The sequence below is a fragment of the Microcoleus sp. PH2017_05_CCC_O_A genome (genome assembly GCF_020738785.1).
GTDB lineage: Bacteria > Cyanobacteriota > Cyanobacteriia > Cyanobacteriales > Microcoleaceae > Microcoleus.
Genome location: NZ_JAEQCB010000137.1, coordinates 15,209 through 27,799 on the forward strand (window position 1 = coordinate 15,209; position 12,591 = coordinate 27,799).

Annotated in this window: 10 protein-coding genes and 1 pseudogene; 4 read left to right on the plus strand and 7 right to left on the minus strand. The window is 46.5% G+C overall.

The window, feature by feature from the left end; genetic code table 11:
* Nucleotides 1-38 precede the first annotated feature (38 nt).
* Nucleotides 39-1,742, minus strand: coding sequence for an NAD(P)/FAD-dependent oxidoreductase (locus tag JGK20_RS25870; protein ID WP_293179524.1), 1,704 nt, complete (start codon nucleotides 1,740-1,742; stop codon nucleotides 39-41).
* A gap of 98 nt (nucleotides 1,743-1,840) precedes the next feature.
* Between JGK20_RS25870 and JGK20_RS25875 the strand changes: the two genes are divergently transcribed.
* Nucleotides 1,841-2,755 carry a PPC domain-containing protein gene (locus JGK20_RS25875; protein WP_293179521.1) on the plus strand — a complete coding sequence of 305 codons (915 nt, stop codon included), beginning with the start codon at nucleotides 1,841-1,843 and terminating at the stop codon, nucleotides 2,753-2,755.
* A gap of 812 nt (nucleotides 2,756-3,567) precedes the next feature.
* On the opposite strand, the gene JGK20_RS25880 is transcribed toward JGK20_RS25875, so the two are convergent.
* The 3 genes from JGK20_RS25880 to JGK20_RS25890 all read right to left on the minus strand — a co-directional run bounded on the left by JGK20_RS25880 (nucleotide 3,568) and on the right by JGK20_RS25890 (nucleotide 6,794).
* Nucleotides 3,568-4,179, minus strand: coding sequence for a hypothetical protein (locus tag JGK20_RS25880; RefSeq protein WP_293193945.1), 612 nt, complete (start codon nucleotides 4,177-4,179; stop codon nucleotides 3,568-3,570).
* A 52-nt stretch (nucleotides 4,180-4,231) separates the two neighbouring features.
* Complete coding sequence (ribD, locus tag JGK20_RS25885; RefSeq protein WP_293179515.1) at nucleotides 4,232-5,407, minus strand: bifunctional diaminohydroxyphosphoribosylaminopyrimidine deaminase/5-amino-6-(5-phosphoribosylamino)uracil reductase RibD; 1,176 nt, start codon at nucleotides 5,405-5,407, stop codon at nucleotides 4,232-4,234.
* Nucleotides 5,408-5,564: 157 nt separating this feature from the next.
* Nucleotides 5,565-6,794: an RNA-guided endonuclease TnpB family protein gene (locus JGK20_RS25890; protein WP_293179512.1), complete on the minus strand. Its 1,230-nt coding sequence runs from the start codon at nucleotides 6,792-6,794 to the stop codon at nucleotides 5,565-5,567.
* Between the two features lie 206 nt (nucleotides 6,795-7,000).
* Here JGK20_RS25890 and JGK20_RS25895 point away from each other — a divergent pair, with 206 nt between their 5' ends.
* Nucleotides 7,001-7,861, plus strand: a complete 861-nt coding sequence (locus tag JGK20_RS25895; protein WP_293182964.1) for an FAD-binding domain-containing protein — start codon at nucleotides 7,001-7,003, stop codon at nucleotides 7,859-7,861.
* On the opposite strand, the gene JGK20_RS25900 is transcribed toward JGK20_RS25895, so the two are convergent.
* A complete protein-coding gene (locus JGK20_RS25900; RefSeq protein ID WP_293232612.1) occupies nucleotides 7,858-8,061 on the minus strand; it encodes a hypothetical protein in 204 nt (67 codons plus the stop codon). The two genes, JGK20_RS25895 and JGK20_RS25900, sit on opposite strands and share 4 nt — an antisense overlap.
* Here JGK20_RS25900 and JGK20_RS25905 point away from each other — a divergent pair.
* On the plus strand, nucleotides 8,050-8,427 hold the full coding sequence (locus JGK20_RS25905) for a hypothetical protein (RefSeq protein ID WP_293232614.1): 378 nt from the start codon (nucleotides 8,050-8,052) through the stop codon (nucleotides 8,425-8,427). The genes JGK20_RS25900 and JGK20_RS25905 overlap by 12 nt on opposite strands.
* A 149-nt stretch (nucleotides 8,428-8,576) precedes the next feature.
* On the opposite strand, the gene JGK20_RS25910 is transcribed toward JGK20_RS25905, so the two are convergent.
* Nucleotides 8,577-9,116 (minus strand): cyclic nucleotide-binding domain-containing protein, encoded by a 540-nt coding sequence (locus tag JGK20_RS25910; RefSeq protein WP_293182970.1) that lies wholly within the window; start codon nucleotides 9,114-9,116, stop codon nucleotides 8,577-8,579.
* Nucleotides 9,117-10,809: 1,693 nt separating this feature from the next.
* Between JGK20_RS25910 and JGK20_RS25915 the strand changes: the two genes are divergently transcribed.
* The gene (locus JGK20_RS25915; RefSeq protein WP_293193901.1) at nucleotides 10,810-11,829 is read left to right on the plus strand and encodes a hypothetical protein; all 1,020 of its coding nucleotides are present in this window, start codon (nucleotides 10,810-10,812) and stop codon (nucleotides 11,827-11,829) included.
* 419 nt (nucleotides 11,830-12,248) lie between these two features.
* On the opposite strand, the pseudogene JGK20_RS25925 reads toward JGK20_RS25915, so the two are convergent.
* Nucleotides 12,249-12,591: pseudogene (locus JGK20_RS25925) on the minus strand (hypothetical protein); the annotation flags it as partial.

The window sequence follows — 12,591 nt, forward strand, 5'->3', positions numbered from 1 at the left end:
GTAGGGACACGGCAATGCCGTGTCCGCAATTACTCCTATTATTTAATACTCGGATTCCTATTCCCAAGATTCCGGGCTCCCGGAACTTTTCGGCTGGGACGACGATTGTTCAAACTGCTAGCAGTTCGAGCATTCACAGCATCAACAGGAGCTCTTAAACCCAAGTCTTGCAAAATTTCTACAGCCGCCCTTTGTCCAGTTTCGCAACCGCCTTCCATGTAACCTTGATTTTCTAGCGAAGTGTGTTCTCCGGCAAAATATAAATTGCCAAATCGTTCGCCTTCGACGCGGTGCATTTGCGTCCACTGTCCGACTAAATAGCAGGAATAAGAACCTTTAGAAAAGCGTTCTCCCGGCCAATAAACTCGCACTGCTTTTCCCGATCGCAAATTTCTCACTCCGGGAAAAACTCTTTCAAATTGTCCCAAGAATTTTTGTGCTTGGTCTTCAGGAGTTCCGCTACCGATCGACAAACCTTGCTTTCCTCCTGTAAAATTAGTGATCAAACCGTTAGCAGTGGGAGCAAAAGCCGTAGCTTCCCAGGTATTCTGGAATCCTAAATCGGTATAAACAGAAGCAGTCGATCGATAAGTTTCTCGCCAAATGCGACTGCGGTAGCCAGTAATCAGCTTAGAATTAGTACCGTAACCCAATTGCTCGATCGCCCTACGCTTCGGTTGCGGCAAAGGCACGTTAATTTTAACGTCTCGGAGAGTGCTAAACGGCAAAGTTAGCAAAACCCGTTCATAAATACGCTCAAAGGCGCTTTCACCCGATCGCAAATTCACCCGATAGCGGCCATCCGGCAAAAAAGTAATCGCTTCCAAAATTGTCCCCGTCTCGATCGAACCAGACAATCGATCGGCTAAACGGTTGACAATTTGACTGTTACCGCCGTCTATTTGATAACGCTGATCGCTGTCGCCGTACAATTCAAAACTGCCAGATTCAGAACCGATTAAAAACAGCAGATTTAACGCCGACTGTTCCTCGGGATCTCGACCGTATTCTATCGTGTAAGCAATGCGGAGCAACTGCCGGACAATCGTGCTAGTATCAGCTTGGTTTACATATTCAGCGATCGAAAGATTGTCCAATCTTTCCGCTGGTTCTGTAAAATCTTGATAGCTAATGTTATCTCCGATCGCACCCAAATCTGCACTAATTTTACTAGCAAGCGGCCCAAAATCAGCGATTAATTGCGCTAGAGAAAATCGTCGCCCTTCCAAGAAAAAAGTATCCTTTACCAATCCACGCTGCACTTCAACTAAGTCGATCGCCCGCAAACCCAATTCCGTCGCCAGCGAGATCAAAGTAGTGTGGCCGCTATCAATAAATTCTCCTCCCAGCTCGGCCGAAATCGCTGTTCCAGCCACCCTAGGAGCCGTGCGAATCCGTCCCCCCACGCGGTTGCTTGCTTCGATAATATCGGCACGCACGCCCCCCTGACGCAAGCGATAGCCCGCCGTCAAACCAGCAATCCCCGCACCCACAACCAAAATGGGCGATCGACCGCGCGCTTGAGCAAAAGCCCCCTCTCCCTCCCGGGTAAAAGTCGCAGCAGCAACGGCTCCCGCCGCCGCTAAACCCCCATGCAGCAAGTGCCGCCGAGATATGGGAAAATTGGGAGTGCGATCGTCCAGCATCCCCAGTAATTCATCAGCCGGAATGCCTGTTTCCCTTGACTTTTGGGCAATACTCGCAGCGCGGCGCAGCATTGCCATCAGTGCAGATTTAGCCATAATTGAGACGCCCTCACAAAAAAAATGATGTAAACTGAATTCTCGATCGAATTTGATTATGCACTTTCCAGATTAAAGTACAGAGAGATTTTTTAATAATGCTAACCCTCAGAACACTGTTCGACAGCAAATTTTATCTCGAAAACAACCCAGATGTCGGCGTAGCAGTCGCCAGAGGCACAGTATCGACCCCCTTCGATCACTACCAAAAAATTGGCCAATTTGAAAATCGTGACCCTAATGCCCTGTTTGACGCCAGCTATTATTTAGACACCAATTCAGATGTCGCAGTGTCAGCCGAAAAAAACAAATTTTCCGGCGCCCAGCACTTTATTAAATTCGGTCAATTTGAACGGCGGAACCCCAACCCTTTCTTCGATGTGGGTTTTTATCTGACAAGCAACCCGGATGTGCAAACAGCAGTCCAAACCAATCAATTTAGCGCCTTTGAACACTACTTGAAAGTCGGTCAATTTGAAAACCGCAAAGCCAGCATTTTTTTCGATCCCAGCTTTTATCTAGAAAGATATCCGGTAATAGGATCAGCAGTCAGCAGTGGCGCAGTTAAAAGTGCGATCGACCATTACATTCAATTCGGTCAACAAGAAGGATTGTTGAGCACTCTCCCCGTTCCCGCCGACGATTTGAGCACAGCCCAAAACCTAGGTGTTCTCACAGAAAGTCTAACTGACAACGATTTTTTGAGTGCTACCAAACCAGCCGATATTTACAGTTTCATCCTCAATACTCCCAGTCTTTTCAGTGCAACTGTTGATGGTTTGAGTGCAGATGTGGATGTAGAATTAATTCAGGATCTCAATGGTAACGGCGTAGTTGGATTAGACGATATTATTGCTTCATCTAACAATTTAGGTACGGCTTCAGAAAGAGTTGTAAGCAATGGGGCTTTGCCTGCGGGGACTTATTTCGTCCGCGTTTCTCAATTTCAAGGCGATACAGATTACAATCTGAGATTGCTATCTGCTCCCTCAGTAATACCGCCCCAAACTTAAAATCAAATTAACGTATTAGATACGTAGTTGCGCTTTAGCGCTCTTTATAATATTAGGAAAGAGCGCCAAGATCGCAACTACGTACCTTTTGAGATTGCTATCCGCTCCGTCAGCAATACCGCAACTACGTACCTTTTGAGATTGCTATCCGCTCCGTCAGCAATACCGCCCCAAACTTATACCAATTATCTAAAATTGTGGAACACTCTTCAACCCCCCTAGCCCCCCCATGAATCAGGGGGGGTACAAGAATACTGTTATTTCGTTGAAAATTGGTATTAAAATCAAATTAACGTATTAGGTACGTAGTTGCGCTTTAGCGCTCTTTATAATATTAGGAAAGAGCGCATTGCTGAATTTAAGTATGAATTGAAATGTAGAGACGTAGCATTGTTACGTCTTTACAGAGGTTTCAGTATCATAGGAAATAATTTTCCTACATCAAATCAGCAACGCCGGAAAGAGCGCTGAAGCGCAACTACGTACCTTAGCCGGGTGCATCTCATTTTTGAAAATATACTCGTAGGGGCGAAGCATTTCGGCAGTAAATCTCTGATTCTCACTGATAAATTATGTGCCGAAATGCTTCGCCCTTGCCAAAACCAGATGCACCCTATAGCAATCCTAAATCCATCAAGCGAACACACACTCTTTTCTTATCTTCCTACCCTTCGGGAACGGCTTCGCCGAACGCGAACTTCGCGCCTTCGCGGTTCGTTGAACAAATCTGGTTCACAAATGATTTAGACTTGCTATAAAACAAGCTTCCCAATTACCAATTACCAATTACCAATTCTCAATTCCCCAAAGTTTCAATTGTTAGTTGTTGGGCCGCCGGGAGAAGGCATGGATTGAATCGGTGTCGGAGGCCAATTAGAGCGACTTCTGCTGAGAGTAGCCGACACCAAAGCATAGCCCAAAACAGCAGGAAGGACGATCGCACTCAAAAACACGATCGCCACTGCCCATGTCATCGCATTGGACATCGGGCCGTAATGACTGCGGTAAGGGTCAAACGTTGGTAAATTAGACCTCGGGGCATCCCTCAGCGCGATCGGACGTTTGAACCGCACCCGCCTGTCATCGAGCTTTTCGAGCAAAACCCAGCCAACTTCCGCCTCTTCCCGACACAGCTTGTGAAAAATCGCCGGATTGCGAAATAAATCGCTGCTAGCCCGGACAATCTTGTACTCCCAAACTGTCAAATCATCAGGATTGCGATCGGATTTTGGATTGCCATTTGCGATCGCATTTTCAGGCGCAGTCAAATTATCTTCTTGAGATTCGTACCGAGTCAAAACTTCCTCCTCCTCATCACATTTTTGCCCCGCAGCCAATTGCTCGCGGCTCACCAAGACACCCAGAATCCCAGCCTCCAAGCCGAGACTACCAACCATCAAACTCCAAACCAGAATTTCAGTCATAAAAGGAGTTATAAAGTTAAAAATTAAAACTAAAAAGACTCGCTTTTAACTTTCAATCTTTAATTTTAAAATAGCCTTCCACCACACAATCTGCACCCACCGCGTGCCAAGAAACCCGCTCTAAAGTCAAAGCATCAGTCATTGCTGAAAAGCCCAAATCTCCCACAGGAGTTGGAGCACCTTGGCCGCCGACAATTTTAGGAGCAATAAAAGCCATAATTTTCTGCACTGCACCTTCAGCAATTGCCGAAGCCGCCAAAGTGCCACCGCACTCCCACAGTACAGACATAAAAGATCGATCGTACAAATAAGTCATCACATTAGTCGGTGTCAGCGGTGACAACTCCACAACTTCCACCCCTTTGGCAATCAAAAATTCCTGAAATTCCGGCTTAACCCCAGGCTCAGTCAGTACCAAAGTAGCCGCCGAGGAGGTTTCCCACAACCAAGCCGACTTCGGCAAATCCAGAGAGCGGCTCATCACCACCCGCAAGGGATTGTTTCTGTCAGGCTGGTGGCTTGTTAGTTTCGGATTATCTAGACGCACCGTATTTCCCCCAACAATCACCGCATCGCAGCCGGCACGCACCCGATGTACCTCGCTCCGAGCTTCCTCGCCTGTCACCCAAGCGCTGTGACCGGTAGTAGTAGCAATTTTACCGTCTAAAGTCATCGCATATTTCAAAATTCCGAAAGGCTGGCGGTACAAAATCCGGTGTACGAAAGCCTCGTTGAGTTTCTGACAAGCTTCCCCTTCCACTCCCGCCACCACTTCAATGCCAGCATCCCGCAATCGAGCCAGCCCAGTGCCAGCTACCAATGGATTTGGATCGACCATTCCAGCCACTACTTTTGCCACCTTAGCCTTAACTAAAGCTTCGGAACAGGGAGGAGTCCGACCGTAGTGGTTGCAGGGTTCCAGGTTCACGTAAACAGTCGCTCCGGCGGCAAGTTCCCCCGCTTCCCGGAGTGCAAACACTTCGGCGTGAGGTTGGCCGGCACCGGGATGGAACCCTTCGCCGACAATCTTACCGTCTCGGACAACTACGGAACCGACGAGGGGGTTGGGTGCGGTTTTGCCGAGGGCGCGGCGGGCCAATTCTATGCAGCGGCGCATCATGGCTCGATCGAACTCTTGAATTGTGCTATTGTCCAGTTGTTTTGTACCTTGCTGCTGTCGATTAGCTAAGTTGGCGATCGGTTTAGCGTCCGCCTCAAAAGTTTCCATGAGATTTTGCTCTGATATCTAACCTAAGTTTAGTAAGTTTGATGCTAATTTTTGCGAACGGGCGACGATCGATTGTTGAGCCAAACTTTACGGTATCAGGATTGAAAGGCGATTAAAATGGCGATCGACCCCACACGCCCAAACAAATAGCTGTGAACTACCCAACGCTGACCTTCGGTACAGCGTGGGCTTCTGACTTCATTGGGGATTGCGTCAGCTTAGACTTACGTCCCAGCTTCGGACTCACATCCCCTCCATCAGCAGCAGTCCTGGTTCCCAAGACCGATAGCATTCTGATTCCTTCTGCTCTGATATTTATTGAGGCGTTTCCGTCCCTATCGTGATGAGTACCGCAACTAGGACAAGTCCATGTCCTAACGTCTAATGGCATTTCATTCACCTGATAGTGGCAATTTGAACAGAGTTTCGAGCTAGGAAACCATCGGTCAATCTCTACCAACACTTTACCTTCACGGTCTAGTTTGTACTGCAAGAAATTGACAAACATCCCCCAACCTACATCAGAAATTGCTTTAGCTAGTTTGTGGTTGCGAACCATGCCCTTAACGTGAAGGTTTTCGACTACGATGACTTGGTTGTCGTCAACAAGCTTTCTGGATAGCTTATGCAAGTAGTCTTGACGGACATTGCTGATTCGTTCGTGAACCCTAGCAACCAGTTTCCTGGCTCGATCTCTCGACCTGCTTCCTTTCTCCTTTCTGGCTAGTTTTTGCTGTTTTCTTTTCAGGTTGCGTTCATGTTTTGCTAAATGCTTAGGATTCGGGTATTTGGATGTCTTGATACCATCATTGACAACAGCAAAATCTTTCAATCCCAAGTCAATTCCTGCAACTTTTCCATCGGTGTGAGCAACTAATTTGTCTCCTTCGAGTTCTGTCAGCACAGAGGCATAGTATTTTCCTGAAGGGGTCATGCTGACTGTTACAGTTTTGATAATTCCTTCAATCGGTCGATGTAACTTGACTTTAACAATGCCGACACGACCAGGAAACTTGAGGAAACCATCAACAATTTTGACTGACTGCGGATACTGGATTGATTGCCTATTTTTCTTGGCTTTGAATCTAGGGTATTTAGCTCTCGACTCAAAAAAGTTCTTGTAAGCAGTTACCAATTTGAGCGTAGTCGCTTGCAAAACTTGAGAGTAACACTCCGACAACCATTGTGTTTCTTCTTGTTTTTTGAGATTTGGTAGGAGTTTGTTCAACGCAATTTGAGTCAAGCCTTTACCCGTGGCTTTGTAGGTTTCAATGCACAAGTTGAGTGCATGATTCCACCACCAGCGAGAGCATCCAAAGTGCTGAGATAGTATCTCTTGTTGTTCAGTTGTCGGATACAGTCTGACTTTGACGGCTTGATGCTGCATTGTTTTTACCTCTCTTTAGCATTATATACATTCTTGATAAAATTAGTCCATCTAGCTGGCAAATTTTACCGGGATTGACCGGATAAAATTTGCTTGGGGGAGTCCATGTATCCCAACGCTGACCCAACGGGTACAGCGTGGGACTTATCGCTCCCCCAAACCCCCTCAAAAGTTAAAAAACCATAGCAGGCGCTTAACAAAAAACCATGAGTCAGGACATGAAGCGGGAATTTGCCAGCCGCGACGAATTAATAGCCTACGTGCGCGAACAATTCCCCCAAACCACCGCCCGGGATAGCAACGTACCCCCAACCACAGGCGGGCGCCAAGCAGCCGAGACATTGCTGCAACAAGTCGATCCCAGCAAATACTCCTCAACCCGTAACTTTCTCAACGGTGCAGTAACGCGATTGTCGCCCTATTTGCGCTACGGCGTTTTGAGTCTTGCCGAAGTCCGAGATGCCGTACTCACCAAGGTGCAGGATCCACAAGATGCAGTGAAACTCGTCAACGAGTTGGGTTGGCGGGATTATTGGCAGCGGCTGTACGCCGAATTGGGCAAAAAGATTTGGGAAGACCGGGAACCATACAAAACTGGTTACACTACCAAAGATTACAGCGACACTCTGCCGCAGGATGTCGTCGAGGGCACGACTGGTTTAGTGTGCATCGACAGCTTCAGCCGCGAGTTGCGGGAAACTGGTTATTTGCACAACCACCAGCGGATGTGGATGGCTAGTTATTTGGTACACTGGCGCCGCGTGCGCTGGCAAGCTGGAGCTCGCTGGTTTTTGCAACATTTGCTAGATGGAGATCCGGCAAGCAACAATCTTTCTTGGCAGTGGGTAGCGAGCACTTTTAGTCACAAGGCTTATTTTTTTAATCGGGAAAATCTGGAACGTTACACTAAGTCAGTTTATTGTCGCGATTGTCCCCTGTACGGACAATGCGATTTTGAGGGAACTTACGAATATTTGGAGAGCAAGTTGTTTCCCAATGGCGAAAAGGTCGATCGCACGGGCGGTTCTCAAAGTTGGCAACGCCCTCAGAAAAAAAGGAAAAATTAAGTCAGTTGACAGTTGACAGTTGACAGTTGACAGTTGACATTAGGAAGAGGGAAGAAGTAATAAAAATAATTCAACTTTTTTACATTCCCAATTCCCAATTCCCAATTCCCAATTCCCAATTCCCAATTCCCAATTCCCAATTCCCAATTCCCAATTCCCAATTCCCAATTCCCAATTCCCGCGACTGCTTGAGTCCACAAGGCCCAGCTTTCCAAGCTCACCCAGAAGCACAAGCAATCTGGGTTTGGGACGATGCACTGATCGATGAATGGCAGTTAAGTCTCAAGCGAATGGTGTTTATTTATGAATGTTTACTAGAGTTGCCGGTAGTTATTCGGCGCGGCGATGTCGCTGCCGAAGTTATCGCTTTTGCTAAAGAATCCGGTGCGAATCAAATCGTTACAGCGGAAAGTCCCAGCCCTCGGTTTGAGGATATTTGCCGGGAAATTAGGAGGGAGTTTCCAGTAGAAGTTTTGCCACCCGAACCTTTTGTCCGCTACGATGGCTACATTGATTTGAAGCGTTTTTCCCGCTATTGGCGCGTTGCCGAAAAATATGTTTTTTAATTGGGGAATTGGGGAATTGGGCATCGGGCATCGGGCATCGATCCGAAGAGAATTTGTAGCAACTAACTAATGACTAATGACTGCTGACTGTTAACTGTCAACTGTCAACTGTTAACTGTTAACTGTCAACTGTCAACTGTCAACTGACTTCAAGTCTCCTTCAAACGCTGCAACAGCCATTCAAATCTAGATTGAGCCAAATCAGGATTTTCGACATTTTGCCCGATCGCGCGATCGTCGTGGGGGTCTTGATATATTAAATAATCAGTATCTTCGCCGAAGCGTTTGACTGTACCCCGCAGTCTCGACGACAGAAATTTAGTAATCGCCCGATAAAATCGCAGGGAAAACAGCACGTCTTGCTCTAGTTTTTCAGTTAGCAGCCGCCTCGGAATTGACAGGATGAGGCATTCATCAATTGCCGTGACGCTAGCAGAAGGAAGCCTCCCGTCTACAAAAGACATTTCGCCCAACACTTCGCCGCAGATGATTTTTCCAATTTCTTTGTCGCCCAAAGATGATACAGCAACGCTCAAAGTTCCATCCAGAACTATGTACAGTGCGTCTAAGGGTTGACCTTCGACGATGAGAGTGGTGCCGGGGGGGACTGTGGTGCGGCTGCCGTTGGCGAGCATCCAATCGATGTCGCGATCGCTCAATTCGCCTAATATAACTAGAACTTTGCTCATAAAGTCAGGTTGAGAACAGATACTTTTTATTTTTTACTTGTTTAGTTGCGTGCTGTTAGGTCGTCAGATACTGAGCGATCGCGAAGGCTAAACTTTACTAAGACATTGAATTTTCCACAATAATGAATAATATCTAATAATTTTGACACGATCGAGCTACGACTGTTTGTAGGATCAATGATATTCTACATGACTTGTCCGGGACTGTGCAGGAGCCGATCGCCCTCGCCCAACTGCCCCAATTTAGACCCCCGAATTCCCTAAACAGTAAACAGTTGTCAAACCTTGCTGGATATTCGTTTCGAGCCGGTGCGCCCTCACGCAGCCGGATTTTTCCACTGTGGTGGCGGGCGGGTGCAGCGCCCTCATGTACAGCATTGTAGAATGCTCTGCGCGCGCGATCGACTTCCAGCTCCCAGATTCAAGAAGCTGCAAGTAAATCTAAAATCTAAAATCTAAAATCTAAAATCGACTGACTGACTGATGAAGCTCGTGGTTTCGAGGTTGTTTGCAGTTGCTTTTTTTGAGCAAAAGTGGTATAAGCACCATCAAGAGTGAACTCTCCCCTAGGATTGATTTTTAGATCGTCGAACTGTAAATTAAAATTAGTCGATCGACTAGCCTTCGGTTCTTGAATCTAATCAGCAGAGAGAGTTGACTCTAAGAGGGTTAAGTGCCAATCTAGGAACAACACAACTCATATTTGTGTCATTTTTCAGCAAAGGTCTCGACTAGAGCCCTCAAACACTTACCAGAAAGTTGGGTCTAAAGCCCCGTCCTTTTAGCACGGATTTAATTATCTAAATTTCTTGTTCAAGATGGTATAGTAGAGTAATACTACAGGTAGAATAACCGCCGATACACATGAGACACCAAGCTCAAACGACTGGTCGGGAAATAATAATAGTTAGTGGGTGGCGAACACCACGAAAAACATAGCTAGGGTAACTAACGTAACCCAGACCAGAAAACTAAAATCTTGAAGATTAAACGTACCGTGGGGCACACGGGAACAAGAGAGGAGACTCTCGCTTCGCTTGGGGAGATAAGCCCTCTGGGATTGCTCTTTCTTAGGCTCAAAACACAGGTTCTATCGAACGGGTTTTTGGTTTAAGTATTGCCGAAAGGATGGACAATTTTAAGGTATGTCTGTGAACCAAGAATCCCCGCGCAAACTTTTAACACACCATTCAATGAGGAGTGTCTTGTCACTAACCCCAGCTATCAAGGCATGGGGCTTGAAAGAGGAAGGTTTACCACCTTCTTAATTCAGGACTAAAACAGTGTCTAGCTTACGGGCTAAAAACCCAAACTGAACTATCTGGTGGTGGTACACCATTCATACGTTACTGGACGCCTCCCTAATCTGTAACCTCTGTGATAGTCAGTAGCGAAGGGAAATATACACATGGGCTTATCGCCACTTGTTATGCGATCGCGAACAAACAATGTCAGTCGGTAATTGTCAGGCGCGAAAGTGCTCTCTAGCAAAAGCACCCGGCATTTAGTAGTTCGCCCGGCGGTAGATAGATTAGGGGTCGGTAATTCCACCCCTAACACCAACCTAAAACTAAAATGTAAAGCCGTCCTAAAAGGACGGGGTTTCAAACCCATTTTTCTGATGAATAGTCTATTTTCCAAGTCTACTTTTGCGTTAATAAATCTTGCAGCTTTAGCAGTTTGTTGCACTACCATGTCAGCGAAAGCTGAAACCGGCAACTTGCCCGATATCGCTACAACCGCAAATGCGGCAACTCAAAATATTGACCAAATTTCCTCGCGGGCGGCAACTTCAGCAGTGAAAGCTGATGCCGAAATAACAGCTAGCAATACAAAAATTGATTCTATCAGTTCGATCGAACTAACACCAGCAGCAGAGCCAGCAGCCTCCGCACCGGCAGTCAACTCGGAAGCATCTGCGGCAGCACCGGCAGAATCCACAGCAGCAACATCGGAAATTGCTGTCCCAGCAACTGAGCAAAATACACCTACATCCATTGCTGCTGAAACCGAAAAATCGGCAGAAACAGCGAAAATTGCTGAGAATAGCGTTGAAATTCAGCAAAAATCCCAGATTGTGGCCGATCGACCTAATTCAGAACTGACAGCATCCAAGGAAGAAAAAGAAGTCAAAACAACACAAGAAGTGTTGAGCAACCCTGTCAGCACTTCCGCCTCAGCCCTGACGAACCAACCGAAAGTTGCCCAGAATCCCGCAACAGCCTCAGACAAACCTCAGATATTGGCTCAACCGGGCGGTACAACCGTCAAACCGGGCAGAGCTACCCGTTCAGGGCCCAGCTACATTGGTATTGGCGGTAACATCGGTTTTGGCGGAGATTCAGCCCTAGGCGACACTTCTTTTGCGATTCTTAGCAAAATTGGTTTGACGAACAATTTCTCGGTGAGACCGAGTGTTTTGTTCCGCGACAATCTAACTGTTCTAGTTCCAGTCACCTACGATTTTGTATCCCGAGAGGCCGTCGAAGTCAGCGATGATTTTGTGATTACCGCTGCTCCTTATTTAGGTGCTGGCGTAGCATTTTCTACCGGCGATGACGGTAATTTTGGCTTCCTGATTTCGGGAGGTATAGATGTGCCACTGTCGAGCAATTTTACAGCCACAGCAGGACTGAATATTGGTTTTCTCGACGGAACTGACGTGGGATTGTTACTAGGTGTTGGCTATACGTTCCCGAATATTGCCAGATAGTTTTGCTGTTTAAGCAAACGCATAACAATTAAATGAGCGCGGGGTTGGCTGTAGGAATACAGTCAACCTTTTTTGATGGTAGAAAATCTCAAGCAATCGAGGATATCGCAATTTGGAGGACACAGCAATAGCCTTTCTCTACCATCGGAGGACATGGCAATTTGGAGGACACTTAGTTGTATATAGCGGATCTAGCGAAAGATTCGCGGACGTTGTTGGGCTTGGGCCCTCTTAGTTTCAGTGGTTATATAGAACCAATTTGAGATCTTTAGGTGACAGGTGTCGCAGCTAATCTTTTAATCATCAGCCTAATAAAACACAGTTTAAGCTTGGCATTAGAACGTTTAAGTGTACGGTCAAAATTTTTGACTAAGCTTTTACACCTTTCCACCCAACCATTTGATCTTTCGATGACCCATCTAGCCACAACAGGCACAAATCCAGATTGCCATGAAAGCTTCTTTTTCGGCTTTTGATGGTTTGGCAGACAGTTCAAATTGAATCTTAGTCATAATTTCAGGGTAAATCGCTGACAGTGCTTGAGTCAGCTTGTCAGGGTGATAGCCGTTGTCTAACAAGATGGTCCTATATCGGCAAATCGGAAGGTTTAGATTTGAAGTAATCAATGTTATCAGGAAATTGGGTTTAAAACCCCGTCCTTTTAGCCCACATTCCGCAGATGTGGGTCGGATTTTTTTATCAGTTGTGAAAACTTGGAAGCCAAACGCTTTTGGGCTGAAATTATGCAGTGTTAGCCTTACA